Raw genomic sequence first — 17,154 nt, 5'->3', positions numbered from 1 at the left:
CGCAGGGGCGGTGATCGGACGGAAGTCACCCGGATGGGGCATGATCCGAACCGGCCCGGCCGACCGGGCCCGCGCCGTCGCCCGGCGGTCCGCGCGGACCGGTCCGCGGCACGGCCGATACCGGTGCAGGATCCGATACCGGAGCAGGATCTACGAGGAGCCGCCGAGATGACCGCGCAGAGGACCGTCGACTTCTGGTTCGACCCCGTCTGTCCCTACACCTGGATCGCCTCGCGCTGGATGGTGGAGGTGAGCAAGGTGCGGCCGGTGACCGTCCGCTGGCGGGTGATGAGCCTCTCGGTGCTCAACGAGCACCGGGAGGACCAGCCGGAGGGCGAGTGGGAGGAGTACATGTGGGCCCCGGTGCGGGTGTGCGCCGCCGTGGAGGAGCGGTTCGGCGCGCGGGCGCTCGGCGAGCTGTTCACCGCGATGGGCGCGCGCTTCCACCTCCGGGGCGACTGGGGCGATCTCGGCGCGGCCCTCGCCGACGCCGGGCTGCCGCCCGAGATGGCCGAGGCAGCCGGGTCCACCGCGTACGACGAGGCGATCCGCGCCTCGCACGCGCGGGCCCTCGCCCTGGCCGGCGACGATGTGGGCACCCCGGTCGTGTCGGTCGTCGGGGCGGACGGCGGCCGGGTCGGATTCTTCGGACCGGTGGTCTCGCCCGCGCCCGCCGGGGAGGCGGCCGGACGGCTGTGGGACGGCTTTCTGCTGCTGGCGGAGGTGCCGGGCTTCTACGAGATCAAGCGCACCCGCACCGAGGAGCCCCGGTTCGACCCGGCGGACTGAGCCCCGGGGCACGGTCTCCGGGCCGCCTGGCCGCCTGGCCGCCTGGGCACGGTCGCGCGGCTTCAGACGCGGCCGGCGTCGAACGCGCCGCCGGGCCCGAGGACCAGGGCGGCGAAACGCTCGCCGATACGGCGGTGGGCGGCGGCGTCCGGGTGGAGCTGGTCCGGCAGCGGCAGTTCGGCGTGGTCCGCCTCGCCGTAGAGGTCACGGCCGTCGAGATGGTGCAGATTCGGGTCGTCGACCGCCCGCTCACCCACGATCCGGGCCAGTTCGTCGCGGACGGCGTTGAGCGTCAGCTTCCCGGCGGCCCGCTCCGCGGGATCGCCCGCCGCCCGGAACCGGAGCCGGCCGGCCGCGAGGTCGCCGAGGTCCGGGAGGCTGGGGCCTGGGGTGTCCTCGTGGATGGGGCACAGGATCGGCGAGATCACCAGGAGCGGCACGGTGGGACGGCCCTCGCGGACGGTGTCGAGAAAACCGTGCACGGCGGGGCCGAAGGCGCGCAGCCGCATCAGATCGGTGTTGACGAGATTGATGCCGATCTTGACGCTGATCAGGTCCGCGGGGGTGTCGCGCAGGGCGCGGGCGGTGAAGGGATCGAGCAGGGCGTTTCCGCTCAGCGACAGATTGGTCAGCTCCACCCCGCCCAGGCCGGCGGCCAGCGCGGGCCAGGTCGTGCTGGGGCTCGCCGCGTCGGAGCCGTGGCTGATCGAACTGCCGTGGTGCAGCCATGTCCTGCGGCCCCGGTCCGGCGGGGGTTCGACGGGGGCGTCGGCGCGCAGCGCGACCAGCTCGGTGATCTCGTTGTGCGGCAGCCAGATCTCGACGTCCTTGACCCGGTCGGGAAGGCCGGAGAACCGTACGGCGCCGACCGGACCGGGCCGGATCTCCGTGGACCCGGTGGCCAGGTCCACGATCCGGCCGCGGCCGCCGGTCGCACTGGCCCGCCCGGCGAGCCGGCCGTCGACGAGCAGGTCGTACACCCCGTCGGGGCGGGGCGGCGCGCCCCGGTAGACGTTCTTGGTGCGGAGCACCTCCAGCTCGACGGCGGTGGCGCGGGTGCGGAAGGCCAGCCGTACGCCGGAGGGCTGCGCCTCCGCCGTCGCCGCCTCCTCGCCGGGGCACTGGGCGCGGGCCCGGGCGGGGAGCCGGTGCGGCAGCAGCCCGTGCTCGGTGCGCTCCAGTTCCACGGCTCCGCGCAGCAGCGCCGCGGATATGGGAACGGCCGTCCACCGCGCGGCGGGCGCGTCGTGGCCGTCGTCGTCCTCATGCCTCCGGTCGTTCATCGTCACACCTCCTGTGGGTCCGATGCATGGTACGTCCACCTTCTCGCCGTCACCGGTCGGCGGTCGCCGCACGGTGCTCGGCGGGCGGATGGGCGCGGACGGAGCCGTACGCATACAGGGAGAGGAACGGGGCAGCCGTGTGTCAACACCCCAGTCGAGCTTCAAAGGAGTCGGACCATGATTGTCGTCGCCATCGTCGCCGTATGCGTGGTCCTCGCCGCGCTGGCCTTTCTCGTCCCCCGTCTCTCCCGCCACCCCGAACGCGGCACGCAGCGCTCGCTCGGTCTCGGCGCCCGCGCCGGCGGGAAGGCGCCGGGCATTCTGGGCCGGCTGTTCAGCAAGCCCTTCCGCAGCAGCTCCCGCGCGGTGAGCCGCAGCGGCTCCGCCGGGCGCCGGGCCCGTGGCCGTATGCCCTTCTGACCCAGCGCGGAAGCGGGACCGCAAGACCGCAGGACCGCGGCCGACGCCGCCGCGAGGGCCGGAGGACTCCCAGTCCTCCGGCCCTCGCGCGTCCCGGGCCGGGCGGCGCCCACGGCGTACGCGGCGGCCGGGCCCGTACCGGCCCGTGATCCCGTACCGGCCGGCGGCGGGCCCGGCGGCGTACGCGCCGCCGGGCCCCTCCCCCGCCCCGGTCAGTCCGTCGCGGCGGACGCGGCGGCGAGCCGCCAGCCGCCCGCGCGGGAGCGCTCCGCCCAGAAGCGCGCGTACCGGCCTCCCCGCGCGAGGAGTTCGTCGTGGGTGCCCAGCTCGGCGATCGCGCCGTCCTCCAGGACCGCGATCCGGTCCGCGGAGGCGATCGTCTGCAGCCGGTGGGCGATCACCAGCAGGGTGCGGTCCCCGGCGAGGGCCGCGAGGGCGTCCTGGACGATCTTCTCGTTCTCCGGGTCGAGGGCCGCGGTCGCCTCGTCGAGCAGAACGATCGGCGCGTCCTTGAGCAGCGCGCGGGCGATGGAGACCCGCTGGCGCTCCCCGCCCGACAGCGTCGTGCCGCCCTCGCCGACCCTGCTGTCCCAGCCGTCGGGCAGCCGCGCCGCGATCTCGTCCACCCCGGCCAGCCGGGCCGCCCGGCAAAACTCCTCCTCCGTGGCGTCCGGCCGGGCGAGCCGGATGTTCTCCGCGATGGTGGCGTCGAAGAGATAGACGTCCTGGAAGACCAGCGAGATCCGGGACATCAGCGCCTCGGTGCCCAGTTCGCGTACGTCCGTGCCGCCGACGAGCACCCGGCCCGCGTCGGTGTCGAAGAACCTCGCCACCAGACGGGTGACGGTGGTCTTGCCGGAGCCGGAGGGGCCGACCAGGGCGGTCATGGTGCGGGACGGCACCCGCAGGGAGACGCCGTCGAGCACGGGCCTGGCGGGGTCGTAGCCGAAGGCGACGCCGTCCAGCTCGACGGAGGTGTCGTCCGGGTCCGCGGGCTCGACCGGAGAGTCGGGTTCCGGCAGCGGCTCGGTCGCCAGCACGGCCTCGACACGGCTGAGCGCGTTGTCCGCGATCCGCACCGCGGCGGCCAGGTCCGCCGCGACGATGAGCGGTTCCACGAAACGGGCGGCCAGCACCAGCAGGGCGATCAGCTCAGGCGCGCCGACCGACCCGCCGAGCGCCAGGACCGTGCCGGCCAGCAGCACGACCGTGAAGGCCAGCTGGACGGAGACCACGAAGGCGGCGAACCCGGGGACCGCCGTCAGCAGCAGCCTCCGCCCGGTGGCCCGCTGGGCGACGAGGGCGTCGTCGAGGGCCTGATATCCGTGGACCGTACGGCGGAACGCCCGCAGCACCGGCTGCGCCCGCGCGAACTCGATCACCCGGCCGCCCGCCTCGGCGGACGCCGCGTCATGGGCGTGGTCGTTGCGCGCCACCACCCTGCCGGTCACCCGGTGGGCGAGCGCCGCGAGGGGCAGCCCGGCCAGCGCGGCCAGCGCGAGCCGCCAGTCGAACAGGAACATCAGCGCGACGACGACCAGCGGGGTGACGAAGGCGGTGACGATCGGCCTCAGCAGATGGGCCGGCACCCCCATCACATCGATGACGCCCTTGGCGGTGAGCTGGGTGAGCCGCCCGGTGCGCTCGGCCGTGAACCAGCCGAGCGGCAGGGACGCCACATGGTCGCCGAGCCGGTGGTACAGCGTGCGGGCCAGCCCGGCGCCCGCGCGGTAGCCGCAGAGGGTGCTGTCCCAGTAGACCACCGCGTATCCCGCCGCGACCGCGGCGAGGGCGCCGAACCAGGGCAGCGCGCCCGAGAGGCCGCCGTCGCTGAGGAGTTCGCGCAGCAGGGGGACGAGGAGGACGAAGGCGAGACCCTGGAGGACGGCGCAGAGCACCAGCCCCACCAGCATCCGGCGCAGCTGGGCCGCGCTGTCGGGATCGACGACGGTCAGGAGTCTGCGGATCACCGGGCGGCCTCCGTGCCGAGTGCGGTGGAGCGGGCGGGGGCGGAGGTCCGCCCGCGCGAGCGTTCGTCGATCGCCCACGAGCGGGCGTAGCGGCCGCCTCGGGCCAGCAGCTCGTCGTGGGTGCCGAGTTCGGCGATCCGGCCCTGTTCGAGGACGGCGATCTGGTCCGCGCCCGCGATGGTGGAGAGCCGGTGGGCGATGACGAGGAGGGTGCGTCCGGTCACCAGCCGGGAGAGGGCGTCCTGGATGGCGGCCTCGGACTCCGGGTCGGCGAAGGCGGTGGCCTCGTCCAGGACGAGCACGGGGGTGTCGGCGAGCAGCGCGCGGGCGATGGACAGCCGCTGCGCCTCGCCGCCGGAGAGGCGCGCCTCCTCGCCGACGACGGAGTCGTAGCCGCCGGGCAGTTCGAGGATCCGGTCGTGGATCCCGGCGGCCCGGGCCGCGGCCCGCACCTCCGTGTCCGGGGCGTCCGGCCGGGCGAGGGCGATGTTCTCCCGTACCGAGGCGCGCAGCAGCTGGACGTCCTGGAAGACGAAGGAGACGAGCCGGTAGAGGTGTTCGGCGGGCAGGTCGCGCAGATCGGCGCCGCCGACGCGGACGGCGCCGCCGGTCACGTCGTAGAAGCGGGGCAGCAGCCGGGCCAGTGTGGTCTTTCCGGAGCCGGACGGTCCGACCAGGGCGGTCACGGTCCCGGGGCGGAGGGTGAGGGAGATCCCGTCGAGGGCGAGGGAGCGCGTGTCGTAGCCGAAGGAGACCCGGTCGAACTCGACCTCCGTGCCCTCGGGTTCGGCGCGCCGGTCCGGGTCGGGGTCGGGCAGCGGCTCGGTGGCGAGGATCTCGCCGACGCGGTCCGCCGCCTTGCGGGCCTTGCGGATGTCCTCGAAGGAGTAGCCGAGGCCGAGCACCGGTCCGGTGAGTCCGAGTCCGAGGAGGGCGAAGGGCAGCAGATCCACCGCGCTCACCCAGTCCCGGGAGACGAACAGGGCGCCGAGGCCGAGGATCCAGAGCAGCAGGAAGACCGGGGAGAGGATCAGTTCGACGGTGGCGCCGATACGGAAGTGGCCGCGCACCCAGGTCAGGAAGAAGGAGGAGAGGTCGTCGGTGGCCTCGATGAAGCGGCGGTGCGCCTTCCGTCCGCGGCCGAAGGTCTTGACGACGGCGATCCCCTGGGCGAACTCCACCGACGCCGATCCCACCCGGGCGAGGGCCCGGTCGTACTCGGCGTAGGCGGCCCGCGCGGACTCGCTGCCCGTCATCCGGCCGTAGAGGAACAGCCCGGTGACGATCGGTACGAGGGTGACGAGGGTCAGCCGCCAGTCGGCGGCGAAGAGGTACGCGAGCGAGGCGACCGGCACGACGGTCGCACGGGTGACGTCGGTGATGGTGTGTCCGACGAGATGGTGCATCGCGGACACGTCGTCGTGGACGGACTTGCGGACCAGACCGGAGTTCCGCTCGGTGAACCAGCCCAGCGGGACCCGGCCCAGATGGGCGGCCAGCCGCCGGCGCAGCGCGAGGCTGAGGTCGTTGTCCGCGAGATGGGCGAGCGCCCCGGCGGCGAGGGTGAGCACGAGTCCGACGAGCATGGCGGCCGCGCCGACGCCCGCGACCAGCCAGGCGCGGTCGCGGTCGATCCCGCCGGGGCCGGTGTCGAGGAGCACCCGGCCCAGCTCGGCGACGGCGATGAAGGGGACCACGGAGGCGAGGGCCGCGAAGGCCTGGAGGACCACGGCGAGGACGAGGCGGGCCCGTACCGGCGCGAGCAGTTCGCCGAGACCGACGCCGGGCGGACCGGGGGGCGGCGCTGCTTCGGCGGCGGGCTCGGGCTCGGGCTTGAGCTTGCGCTCGGGGTCGGGCTCGGGCTCGGGCTTGAGCCTGCGCTCGGGCTCGGGCTCGCGCTCGGGCGGGGGCGGGGGCTCGGGCGGGGGCGGGGGCTCGGGCGGGGGCGGGGGCTCGGGCGGGGGGCCGGATTCGGGCGGCCGGTGGCCGTTCCGCTGTGGCTGATCGTCTGTGATGGGGAACATGCCGCCTCCGCGTGGTACGTATACGGTGTATACAAAAGTTAGGCTGCCCTTACTGGATTGGCTGTGTCAAGGGCTGAGGACCGAAGTTGTCCCACGGATTCCGTGCGGCGCGCGCGAGGGCGGTCCGGCCGGCCGCCCGGGCCGAGCGGGCGGGCGGGGGCGTCGGCGGGCCGCCGGGGGGCGCTACGGGGCGGCGGGAGCGACGGACGGGCGCGGTCGTCCAGGGGTGCCGTCGGCACCGACGGCGTTCTCGGGCGGGGCGGCGGCCTACCGGCGGAAGAGGGGAGGGAGCAGGCTCGGGGCAGGGCCTCTCGCGAGCCGTCGCGGCCCCGGGCGGGCGGTCGTCGCGGCGAGTCCGCGTGTGCGGCGGCGCCGGCCCTCGGTCACGCTGTCGGTCCTCGGTCAGCCCGAGCCGAGGACGCCGTCGAGGAGCCGTTCCAGATTGACCGTGAACCGCTCGCGGTCGCGGCTGCCCGGCGGACTGGCCGACGCCATCGCCGCGCACAGATGCGGATACCGCTCCGGGTCGACCTCGCGCATCGTGCGCCGGGCCTGGGTGTCCGAGTGGTCGGAGTGGGAGATCAGCACCTCGCCGAAGACGAAGCTGAAGAGCATGGCGTACGAGTCCCGGGCTCGCGCGCGGTCGACCCCGGCCTCGGCGAACGCCGCGAACACGGCCTCCATCACCGGCAGGACCCGCGTGCTCGTCAGCCCCTCCGTCGCCAGGACCTGGACGACCCAGGGATCGCGGCGGAAGGCGTCGTACATCGCGTGCATGACGGCGGTCAGCCGCTCCCGGGGCGTCCCCGCCCCGGTCGGCGGCCGGACGCCGTCCGCCACGACGTCCAGCATCCGGACCAACAGGTCCTCACGGTCCGCCACATGCCGGTAGAGGGCCATCGGCGAGACGCCGCACTCCTCGGCCAGCCGCCGCATGCTCACCGCCACCAGCCCCTCGGCGCGCACGATTCTCATCGCGGCGGCGACCACCGCGTCGGCGGAGAGGGACGCGGTGCGTCGGACACGGGACGAGTGCGCTGGCATACCGCCATTGTCCACAGCCCGCGACCGCGCGTCGGCCCCGAGGTCCGGACTCGCAGGCCCGGGCCCGCCCTCCGCGAGGTCCCGGGAGCCGCGGGCGTCCGCCGCGCCGCCCCACGGACCGGAGCAGTTCAGGACGTAACGGGAAAAGGGCCCCGGCGACGCGCACCGCGCGACGGAGCACCGAGCCGAAGCGACGGCTCCCCCGCCGCCAGGGGGCAGGGCACACGAGCCCGGCAGGATCCGAAGGAAACGGCCTAGGCCGGGAGCCCCCCGGGCGGGAACTTCGTCGGACGTATGACCTGGTCGAGATCGCGCAGCGTGCGCTCGGCCACATGACGGACCTCCGTGGGGACGTCCCCGAGTTCCGCGACGAGCCGGTCGTAGATCGGCGCTTCCTGCACGGTCGATCCGCCTCTTCCCTGGATGGTGTTACGCCCCCGTCGGCCGGAAGCGGCTACCGAGCCTACGGTGAGCGCCGCCGCCGTTCCCACCCGGGTCCGCCATGCGGACGACGGTGCCCCGGCGGCGGAGGGCCGGAGCATGCGCCAGGTCACGGAAGACGGGGCTCCATATATCACCTTTTCCGCCTACTTGCCGGGAGAGCGCTTTCTTGCTCATCATGTGGCTCTCAGGGTGATCCGACTCCTGTGTGCGTATTGGGGGGATACGCCGTGTCCCAGGGGAAGTTCTCCCGGTGGTGGGAGAAGAACGCGCAATGGGCCAAGCTCGTCCTTCCGGCGGCCGCGGCGCTCCCGGTGCTCGTCCTGGCGGGGTGGGAGGCGGCCCTGACGGTCTGTGCGCTGCTCCTCGCCTATCTCGCCCTGCCGGGAGTCCTCCCGGGGGCCCCGCCGACGCTCTCGCTCGCCGAGGCTCTGGCCAAGGAGCGGACCGGGACCGCCCTGCGGATCTGGAGCCGTGAGGCGAAGCTTCGCCATCTGGACTCCGCCACCCTGCTGGCGCTCCGGCTGACCAGCGGGGACACCCAGGTCGACCCGCTGCGGACCAGGGCCGGCGGCCCCGTGCCCGCCGGTCTGAGCGGCGAGGAGCTGGGGGCCTTCTACTACCGCGCCGCCCGGAGCGCGCCACGGCGGCTGCGCGCGGTCGTGGTGGGAGGGCCGGGCTCCGGCAAGACCACATCTGCCGCTGCTGCTGGGGGCGGAGCTGCCGGAGGGCGGCGGCGGCCTCAACGTCTTTCTGTCCATGCTCACCGGCGTCGGTCTCGCGACCGTCGGCTGCCGGGTGCTGGCCGCGCCGTTCTCCGAGCCGCTGAAGCCCACGGGCGTGAACTTCGCCGCGGGGACCAGCCTCAGGATCCTGCCCGCCGCCCTGCTGCGCGGCATACTGCCCGCCCTCGCCATCGGGGCGGGGGCCGGAGCGACCCTGGTGCTCCAGTTCTCGCCCCGGTACGGATCGGTGCTCGTCCAGGGCTTCGGCCTGGCGCTGGGCGTGCCCGTCGGCACGGTCGCGGGGCTGCTGTTCTGGTTCCGCCAGGACGAACCGCTGGGCCGCGCCGGATACGCCCGCGGCTCGCTCCGCAACGACCGGCGGGTCTTCCTCGGCTGCGTCCTCGGGGTGTGTCTGCTGTGCACGGCCGTGATGGCCGTGATCGATCTCGGCTTCGGCGTCGAGCTGGTGCGCCGGGACGACCGGCCCGCCGTGCCGCTGCGCGTCCACCACGGCACGCTCTTCGGACTGGCCGTCGGGCTGATCCTGGCGGCGTACTGCACGGCGAGCGTCCCCACCCTCGTCGCCCAGACCTGGCTCGCGCTGCGCGGGCGGCTGCCCTGGCGGGTCGGGACCTTCCTCGACGTCCTCCACGAGCGCCAGATCCTGCGCCAGACCGGCCGCGCCTATCGCGTACGCCACGAGGACCTGGCGCAACGGCTCACCGAACGGGCGGAGGAGTTCGACCGGCCGCGCCGGCCGCCGCCCGCCCGGTGTTCGGCGGGTTCACGACGGACGGCGTGACGGACGTACGGGCACGGGCACGGGTACGGGCTGTGAGCAGCGCGGACGTGGTCCGGGGCCGGCTGGAAGACGGGTGGCGGACACGGCTACGGGCGGGCGGGTGTCGGCCGGGCGGGTCCCTGGCGTAGTGTTTCGTGCTTGGGTTCTGGTCCGGGCAATGGGCCCGGTTGTTCTTCTGGGGGTTGGAAGCATGGTCGCTGGTCGTGTAGTGCGGTTCGACGCTGTGCGTGGTTATGGGTTCATCGCTCCCGAACACGGTGGGGAGGATGTCTTCCTGCACGTCAACGATGTGCGGATCCCCGAGCAGCAGTTGCGTCCCGGGGTCGCCGTCGAGTTCGAGGTCGAGGAGGGCGACCGGGGTCTCAAGGCCTCGGGCGTACGGCTGGCCGAGGGGGCTGTGGTGCCGCCCTCCCCCGTGACGGTCAGGCACGCGGACGGCGACGACTCGCTGTGCGACGTGCTGACCGCCGACGAGTACCTCCAGGAGGTCACGGAGGTCCTGCTGTCCTCCGCTCCCTCGCTCACGGGTGAGCAGATTCTCCAGGCCCGCCGCGGGCTGGTGCAGTTCGGCAAGAACCACGGCTGGTGCGAGGGCTGAGACCCCGTACGGGCCGAGCGCTCCGGCGCTCGCCACGGCACTCCGGCGCGCACGCCCGTGCGCGCCGGGGTCGCCCGCGCCCGCCGCGCGAGGCACTCCCGCGAGGCCCCGTCCCGGTCGTCGCACAAGCCTCGGCGTCGGGCACCATGTCCACCGGATGAGACGCGGGGAACAGCGACCGGGGGACGGTACGTCATATGCCCAGGACATCGGGATTCGACCAGCGCGCCGTCGCGGTGATCGAACTGCGGGGGACGCGGATCGAGTACGAGCTGTTCGAGGGCGCGCTCGCGGAAGCGGGCTGGGCCATCCTCGAAGAGCACGGCCGTACCGCTGACGGGATCGCCGACGGCCGGTGCGAGTACACCGTGGAGATACGTTTCCCGGGCAGCCCCCTCAACGCGGTCAGGGGAGCTCGCGAACGCGTCGAGGTCCTCGCCGACGCCCTGCTGCTGGACCTCAACGTCCTCGTCGTGGACCTCGTCGACCGGGATCCGGTCGACCTTCCCCGCTGGTTCGCCTACACCCGGCCCGGCGCGGTTTCCGGCGACGCGGACGCGGACCTGTCCCGGACCGAGCGCTGGGCGAGGAGCTGGTCCCTGTGGCGCGCCGAGAGGCTCGGCGCCCGGGACACCGGCCGGCTGCTCTCCGCGTCCTCCGCCGCCGACGCCGGGCGGCTCGCCGCGCGTCCGCTGCCGCACACCTCCGCGCCCCCGCCCGGCACCGCGGCCCGAGGCTCGCTGGGCACGGCGCGACCGGACGGAGCCGAAGGGCTGGGGCGGCGCCGCGAGACGAGCCGGATGCTCACCCGGGTCTTCGTCGCCGTGATCGTCGCCCTGTGGGTCGGCGCCCGGATCGCCGACCGGTACGACCAGGGCCCCGGCGCGTGGTGGGGGTTCGCCCTCGCGGGGCTCGCGGCGTTCTGGGCGGTGGCGGCGTCGACCCGGCGGGTGACTCCCGGGAAACCGCTCCGCGAGATCCTCGCGGTGAGCCTCGTCATCACCGCCGGGGCCGCCCTGGCCGGCGCGAACATCGTGCGCACCGAACCAGGCGCGGGCCAGGGCTCGCTCGTCATCGCCTGGGCCATGGTGGCCGGCGTGGTGTTCAACGGCATCCGGCTGCTGGTCCGCCAGTGGAGCTGGCAGCGCACCGCGCCCTGGCTGCTGCCGGCGCTGCTGCCCCTCTCCGTGGTCCTGCTGCCGCCGCTCGGCATCGGGCTGCACACCTTCTATCTCGACGCCTGGGGGCTCCATGTCGAGGACGTCGAGATCCCCAGGGCGCATCAGTTCGCCGCGTCCCTGAAACTCATGGCCTGCACGAGCCTGTGGTTCGCGGTGCCGGCCCTCCTCGGGTATATGAAGCATCTGCATCTGTATGTGAAGGACCGCTGGCTGGGGAATCTGCTGCTGCTCGCCGCCAGCCTGGCACTGCTGTTCCACGGGGTGTTCAATCTGGGCGTCCTCGCCGCGAGCCGGGCCGGCGAGGAGGCGGTGGCCGCCGCGGCGAAGGGGCGCGCGCCGTCGGCCTACTTCGGGGTGGAGCCCGAATGGGTGTGCGTCCGCCCGGTCGGCAAGGCCGCGGACATCCCGGTGGACGGGGGCGAGCTGCTGCCCCACCGTCCGTACCTGCGGATCGGCGACGCGGGCGGTACGGCGGTGCTGTGGGACGCCGGGGAGAAGCAGGCGCTCAAGGCGCCCCTGGACAAGCTCCGTCTTCTGCCCGCCGACGCCCGCCCGGCCTCGTGCCGACCGCCGCGCTGAGATCTGCCGGCCGACGGCCCGCGCCCACCGTCACGCCGTCACGGCGACACGCCGTGTCGCCGTGTCGCCGTGTCGCCGTCGCGGCGTCCTGGTGCGCGGATCGCGTCGCTCAGGTGAGAACGTGCGACCAGAAGCGGGCCTTGTAGAACCTCGCGCCGCTGCGGACCGAGTCGGCGCGGCCGGAGAAGCCGATCGTGTCGCTCCACCACTCGTTCGCGCTCGGGGCGTCCTGCCAGAAGCCCGTTCCGTCGGGGAGCCTGCTGTACGACTTGGTGAACAGCCAGTCGTGGACGCGGGCGGGAGGGGCGAAGCTCCATGTCCCGGCCGCGGCATCGCGCAGGAGCGTGGTCTCCCATATGCCACGACCGGGGTTGCCGCTGTCTCCGCCCACCGTGTAGAAGATCTTGTCGGAGGAGTAGTCGGGCTGGACGTCGTGGCCCACGCCCGTCAACGCCAGCGAGGCCGCGAGCGCGAGGCCGGTGATGATGCCCGCGCTGTTCAGCACCAGCCGGTAGGCGCGGAGTTCGTCCTTGCCGATCGCCACCAACAGCTCGTGGACATCGTCCCACCACACCCCGTGGGCGCCGGGGAAGCCGACGCTGATGCTGTCGGCGAACGAGGTGGGCGGCACACCGCCGCGCACACTCGGCACGAACACATTGATGCCGCCGCCGTTCTGCCAGTCCCCGTTGGTGTTGCCGTAGACCCGGGCCCGGGAGGACGCGGTGACGATCGCGCCGTGCCCGTCTATCCGCTCTATCGAATGCGGATTCCCCGGAACGACCGCGGACCAGACGATCGTCTTGTCGCTCTCCCGGATCATCGCCGCGCGGCCGCCGAGGACCGAGGTCCCCGACGAGGTGCAGGCCAGCACGTCGTCCCACTTGGCGGTGAGACGGCGCTTGACGTCGGACAGCCGGTACCAGGAGGAGGTGTTGGCGTTGGACGGGGCGGTCCAGTACCAGTCGGGCGTTCCGTTCCAGTTCGCCGTACCGTTGCTGAAGCGCTGGATCTGGTTGGCGGTCTGCTCGACCGTCACGATCAGGTAGTTCGTGGCGGCTGTCGCCGGCCGGGCCGTGACCGCGCCTCCCACGGCCGCCAGACCGGCGGCCGCCGCGCCCCGCAGCAGCATTCTTCTGCGCATCTTCCCTGCCTCTGGATCTTGGGGATGGAATGACGCACCCTGCCACGGTCCGAACCGGAACGACAGACTTGTCCCTGGTGCCGTGATGGGTTGTCCGGAGGGGCGGGAGCGCCCGCCCCTCCGGGGCCGGGTGTTGGTCAGACGGCCGCCGACGGGGCCGCGGGTCTCGGCGGCGCGAGGCGTCCGGTGCGGTGCAGGACGTGGAGGGCCGCCGCGCAGACGAGGCCGAGGGCGAGGAGCGCCAGCCAGGGCAGGGCGGACATCCCGGCGGCGCGGGCCGTGTCCAGCGCGGCCCCGGTGAGCAGGTTCCCGAGAGTGATCCCGACGCCGCAGACGGTGTTGTACAGCCCGTAGTGGGTGGCCACCAGCCGCTCCCCGGAGAGCCGGACGATGGTGTCCATCTCGAAGGGGTAGGCGATCATCGTGCCGAGGGCGAGCAGCAGGGCGGAGAGCGCGGGCGGCCCCGCGGCCAGCAGCCACAGCCCGGCTCCGCCGCGGGGCGTCGGCGCCGCCGTCGCCGCGAGCAGGGGTACGAAGGCCGCTCCCATGGTCAGCAGCCCCCAGGTGAGCGCGCGCCCCGGGGCCATCCGGGCCTTGCACCAGGCGGTGACCCTCGTCTGGAGGACGATCGTGCTCAGCCCCGACACGGCGAAGAGCACCGCCACCGCGGCCGTGCCGAACCGGCCCTCGCCGCCGAGTCGCCGTACCTCCAGCGGGAGCGCGAGATAGACCTGAAAGGTCATCACATACGAGCCGACCATGGCGAGGGAGAAGAGGACGAAGGGCCGGTTGGCCAGGATGCCGCGCCACTGGGCGAGCACGCTCGCGCGCGGTCCGTCCTCCCGGGCCCCGCCGTCGCCTCGGCGGGCGGGCAGCGCCCGGATCTGTACGAGGCTCAGCACGGCGAAGATTCCCGCGGCGGTCAGACAGGTGACGCGGAAGTCGACGCCGGTCAGCACCATCCCGACCAGCGGGCCCAGCAGGATGCCGGCCTGGTAGAAGACGTTGAAGAGGGCGAAGGCCTCGACCCTGCGCTCCCCCGCGTCCGCCGCCAGACAGGCCCGGGTGGCCGGATTGAACAGGGCTCCGGCCAGCCCGGTCGCGGCGGAGGCGGCGATCAGCGCGGGTACGGACTCCACCAGTCCGAGGGTCGCGAAGCCGACGACGCGCAGCGCCATTCCGGCGATGATCATCGGCTTGTAGCCGTAGCGGTCGGCCAGTGTTCCGCCGACCAGGAACATCCCCTGCTGACTGAAGTTGCGCACCCCGAGGATCAGTCCGACCAGCCAGCCGGCGAGTCCGAGCGGACCGGCGAGGTGGGTGGCCAGATAGGGCATGAGCATGTAGAAGCCCAGATTGATGGTGAACTGATTCACCATCAGCAGCCGGACGCTCCGGTCGTAGGTGCGGACCTGTGCGATGACGCCCTTCACCGGGTCCGGCCCTCGGCAGCGGTCGCGGACGCGTCGCTCGCGTCCCCGGCGGGCGCGGGCGCGGACTCGGACTCGGCGTCTACGGATTCGGGCTCGTCTACGGATTCGGACGCGGCGGGTACGGACTCGGGGTCGGCGGTCGGGTCCGCGGTCGGGTCCGCGGTGGGGTCTCCGGTCGCGTCCGCCGCTTCGGAGCGCGCGGCCCGGGCCGGGAGCGCGAGCGGATCGCGTACGGCGGCGCACCTGGTCCAGCGGGTGACCTCCTTCTCGTCGAGACGGCCGATCACCTCGGGTTCCGGGGCCGGGGGCGAGTCGAGGAGGCCGTGGGCCGCGCAGTAGTCGTCGTCGTAGACCGTGCCGAGGTAGCGCTGCGGTCCGTCGGGGAAGACGGCGGCGATCCGGGTCTCCCTGGGCAGGGCGCGGGCCAGCCAGCCGGCCACGAGGGCGACCGCGCCGACGCTCCATCCGCCGGTGGCGTAGTGGGAGGCCGCGAGTCGGCGGCAGGCCCACACGGCCTCGGCGGGGGCGACCCAGTGGACTTCGGAGAAGCTGTCGTAGGCGACGTTGCGGGGGTGGATACTGGAGCCGAGTCCGCGCATCAGCCGGGTGCGGGCGGGCTGGCCGAAGATGGTGGAGCCGATGGTGTCCACACCCACCAGGGTCAGATCGGGGTAGAGCTTGCTGAGCACGCGGGAGATCCCGGCGGAGTGTCCCCCGGTGCCGACGCTGCACACGAGCACGTCGATGTGACCCATTTCGGCGGCGAGTTCGAGCGCCAGAGGCGTGTAGGCGCTGATGTTGTCGGGGTTGTTGTACTGGTCGGGGCACCAGGAGTCCGGGTGCTGTTCCATGAGCCGGGTGACGCGGTCGCGGCGGGCCTGCTGCCAGCCGCCGGTGGGGTGCGGTTCGGAGACGACGTTGACCCGGGCTCCGTAGGCGGTCAGCAGCCGGGTCATGGAGTTCTCCAGCCCCGGGTCGGTGACCAGGGTGACCGGGTGGCCGTGGACCATTCCGGCGAGGGCGAGGCCCAGGCCGAGGGTGCCGCTGGTGGACTCGATGATCCTGGCTCCGGGCTTCAGCTCGCCGCGCGCCCGGGCGCGTTCGACCATGTGCAGTCCGGGACGGTCCTTGATGCCACCGGGGTTGAAGCCCTCCAGCTTGGCCCAGAAGCCTCGCCCGGCCGGGGCGAGGGGCTCGGAGATCCGCAGCAGCGGGGTGTTGCCGACCAGCCCGGACAGGGCGGATCCGGCGGGAGGAGTCATGTCGGTGATCGAGGAATGCATGGTTTCGCTCTCGTTCGGTGATGCGCGTCGGGTACTCGCTCGCGTCGTATGCCGTGATCAGGGGCAGGGATGTCCCGGGCCCCGGGTTCTCGGCGTACGGCAGCCGCTGAGGGGCTGCGGGCGGGGAGTGGTTTAGACGCGCCACCGGCAGACGCTGGTGAGCGTCGAGCGGCCGGACCGGTCGGTGAGCGGTCTGCCGGACCGCTGGTGGAGGGCGGTGGCCGTCGCCGCCGGGGGGCGGTCGGCGAGGGCGAGGGGCGAGGCGGCTTCCGCGCCGGGGACGGGCTGGGCCTCGCTCAGGATCTGCGGAAGGGCCTCGGGGGCGGAGCAGTCGGAGCCGCCGTGATGCGCGGGGTGCCCGGAGTCGCCCGGAGCGCCGTGGCGGCCGAGTTCGGCGGCCGGGGTCACCGACGAGACATGCTCGTGGTGGCCGCTGACGGCGGGAGTGGAGCAGTGGAGTGTCGCGAGCAGGAGCCCGCTCAGTACACAGGCGATTAATCGTCCCGGACGGGCCGGGAACCGGAAGCGGTGGCATCCGGGGAATCGGCGGCGCATATGCCCTTCCTGCGGCAGTCGTTTCCCCGTCCTGGACGGCGAAAGGGGCTGCGGTGGTTCAGCGAATGGGAAGGCAGGGCGATATACACCTGCCCGCCGAAAAGGGACATGGAGGAATGGACGCCGAAAGGCTGAAATCGTTCCGGGCGCGGGCGCACAAGGGCGAGCGGGCGGATTCGGAACAGTCTTACGGACGCACGCGGGGCCTATGTCCGAAGGACGACTGACGACGCTCTGGCGCATTCCGGCGAGGGAACGGCCGGCGTCGCCCCGGGCGGGGCGGACGGGCAGGGATCCTTCTGGCCCGTGATCCGTGTCTCCGCCCAGGAGAACGGGCACGGTGCTTCCGCCACCACGGCCTGTCGCGGCGGTCCGGGTGCGCATCCGTGCACGGGATGGGCCGGTTCGTGACCGACGGCGTGCGCCGCTCGCACCGCCGCGCCGGACTCTTCGGCGTTCATGGACAGTACGGCCGTTCGGGAAACCGCCGCGTTCGTCGCGGAATCCTTCGCGGTGACGCCGTGCGGCAGAAAGAGCCCGATGAGCAGAACGGACAGGGCGGCCAGACAGAACAGCCGCGCCGAGCGGCGGAGCTTTCGTGGATGGCGACCGGACCGGACCGTGATCATGCCGTGATCCTAGCGCGCCTTCCGCTTGAGGAGGAAATCGGGACTTCGCCCGGCTCACCGACAACTCCCTTGCGGCGAGGGGAGATTCAGCCTGTCGCGGCATTCGGCCGGGAAGTGCGCGGAAAGGCTCCTGGCGCGACCCGCTTTACAGCCGGGCGCCCGCAAGCGATGCGATTCTCCACACGGCACGACACGGCACGACACGAGACGCCACGGCCACCGCGCGACGCCGGCCCTCCTCCGCCGGACCGCAC

General features: G+C 73.4%; 14 protein-coding genes. 5 read left to right on the top strand and 9 right to left on the bottom strand.

Annotated elements, in window-relative coordinates; translation table 11 throughout:
* Positions 1-168: 168 nt before the first annotated feature.
* Entirely contained in the window at positions 169-789 is a 621-nt protein-coding gene (locus ACF089_RS05195; protein ID WP_392022064.1) for a disulfide bond formation protein DsbA, read from the top strand.
* A 62-nt stretch (positions 790-851) separates the two neighbouring features.
* Here the strand turns inward: ACF089_RS05195 and ACF089_RS05190 are convergent, their stop codons facing one another.
* The gene (locus tag ACF089_RS05190; RefSeq protein WP_392022061.1) at positions 852-2,072 is read right to left on the bottom strand and encodes a GDSL-type esterase/lipase family protein; all 1,221 of its coding nucleotides are present in this window, start codon (positions 2,070-2,072) and stop codon (positions 852-854) included.
* Positions 2,073-2,249: 177 nt separating this feature from the next.
* On the opposite strand from ACF089_RS05190, the gene ACF089_RS05185 reads away from it, so the two are divergent.
* Positions 2,250-2,492: a DUF6411 family protein gene (locus ACF089_RS05185; protein WP_392022058.1), complete on the top strand. Its 243-nt coding sequence runs from the start codon at positions 2,250-2,252 to the stop codon at positions 2,490-2,492.
* A gap of 212 nt (positions 2,493-2,704) precedes the next feature.
* Here the strand turns inward: ACF089_RS05185 and ACF089_RS05180 are convergent, their stop codons facing one another.
* The 4 genes from ACF089_RS05180 to ACF089_RS05165 form a co-directional block, all read right to left on the bottom strand.
* On the bottom strand, positions 2,705-4,462 hold the full coding sequence (locus tag ACF089_RS05180; protein ID WP_392022055.1) for an ABC transporter ATP-binding protein: 1,758 nt from the start codon (positions 4,460-4,462) through the stop codon (positions 2,705-2,707).
* Positions 4,459-6,486 (bottom strand): ABC transporter ATP-binding protein, encoded by a 2,028-nt coding sequence (locus tag ACF089_RS05175; protein WP_392022052.1) that lies wholly within the window; start codon positions 6,484-6,486, stop codon positions 4,459-4,461. The genes ACF089_RS05180 and ACF089_RS05175 overlap by 4 nt, the downstream gene beginning before the upstream one ends.
* Positions 6,487-6,888: 402 nt before the next feature.
* Positions 6,889-7,530, bottom strand: a complete 642-nt coding sequence (locus ACF089_RS05170) for a TetR/AcrR family transcriptional regulator (protein ID WP_392022050.1) — start codon at positions 7,528-7,530, stop codon at positions 6,889-6,891.
* A 254-nt stretch (positions 7,531-7,784) separates the two neighbouring features.
* On the bottom strand, positions 7,785-7,931 hold the full coding sequence (locus ACF089_RS05165) for a hypothetical protein (RefSeq protein ID WP_392022046.1): 147 nt from the start codon (positions 7,929-7,931) through the stop codon (positions 7,785-7,787).
* Between the two features lie 799 nt (positions 7,932-8,730).
* On the opposite strand from ACF089_RS05165, the gene ACF089_RS05160 reads away from it, so the two are divergent.
* The 3 genes from ACF089_RS05160 (at position 8,731) to ACF089_RS05150 (ending at position 11,856) form a co-directional block, all read left to right on the top strand.
* Positions 8,731-9,498 (top strand): hypothetical protein, encoded by a 768-nt coding sequence (locus tag ACF089_RS05160; protein WP_392022044.1) that lies wholly within the window; start codon positions 8,731-8,733, stop codon positions 9,496-9,498.
* Positions 9,499-9,688: 190 nt separating this feature from the next.
* Positions 9,689-10,096, top strand: a complete 408-nt coding sequence (locus ACF089_RS05155; protein ID WP_392022043.1) for a cold-shock protein — start codon at positions 9,689-9,691, stop codon at positions 10,094-10,096.
* Positions 10,097-10,293: 197 nt separating this feature from the next.
* Positions 10,294-11,856, top strand: a complete 1,563-nt coding sequence (locus tag ACF089_RS05150; RefSeq protein WP_392022040.1) for a hypothetical protein — start codon at positions 10,294-10,296, stop codon at positions 11,854-11,856.
* Between the two features lie 109 nt (positions 11,857-11,965).
* Here the strand turns inward: ACF089_RS05150 and ACF089_RS05145 are convergent, their stop codons facing one another.
* The 4 genes from ACF089_RS05145 to ACF089_RS05130 all read right to left on the bottom strand — a co-directional run bounded on the left by ACF089_RS05145 (position 11,966) and on the right by ACF089_RS05130 (position 16,271).
* Positions 11,966-13,000: a hypothetical protein gene (locus tag ACF089_RS05145; RefSeq protein WP_392022037.1), complete on the bottom strand. Its 1,035-nt coding sequence runs from the start codon at positions 12,998-13,000 to the stop codon at positions 11,966-11,968.
* A 137-nt stretch (positions 13,001-13,137) separates the two neighbouring features.
* Positions 13,138-14,433 carry an MFS transporter gene (locus tag ACF089_RS05140; protein ID WP_392022034.1) on the bottom strand — a complete coding sequence of 432 codons (1,296 nt, stop codon included), beginning with the start codon at positions 14,431-14,433 and terminating at the stop codon, positions 13,138-13,140.
* Positions 14,430-15,716 carry a PLP-dependent cysteine synthase family protein gene (locus ACF089_RS05135; RefSeq protein ID WP_392022031.1) on the bottom strand — a complete coding sequence of 429 codons (1,287 nt, stop codon included), beginning with the start codon at positions 15,714-15,716 and terminating at the stop codon, positions 14,430-14,432. The genes ACF089_RS05140 and ACF089_RS05135 overlap by 4 nt, the downstream gene beginning before the upstream one ends.
* Before the next feature lie 132 nt (positions 15,717-15,848).
* Positions 15,849-16,271, bottom strand: coding sequence for a hypothetical protein (locus ACF089_RS05130; RefSeq protein WP_392022029.1), 423 nt, complete (start codon positions 16,269-16,271; stop codon positions 15,849-15,851).
* Positions 16,272-17,154: the final 883 nt, after the last annotated feature.

Source organism: Streptomyces sp. NPDC014894 (genome assembly GCF_043080985.1).
Classification (GTDB): Bacteria; Actinomycetota; Actinomycetes; order Streptomycetales; family Streptomycetaceae; genus Streptomyces.
The sequence above is the reverse complement of the archived record's forward strand: the minus strand, read 5'-3'. Positions and strand labels throughout refer to the sequence as shown.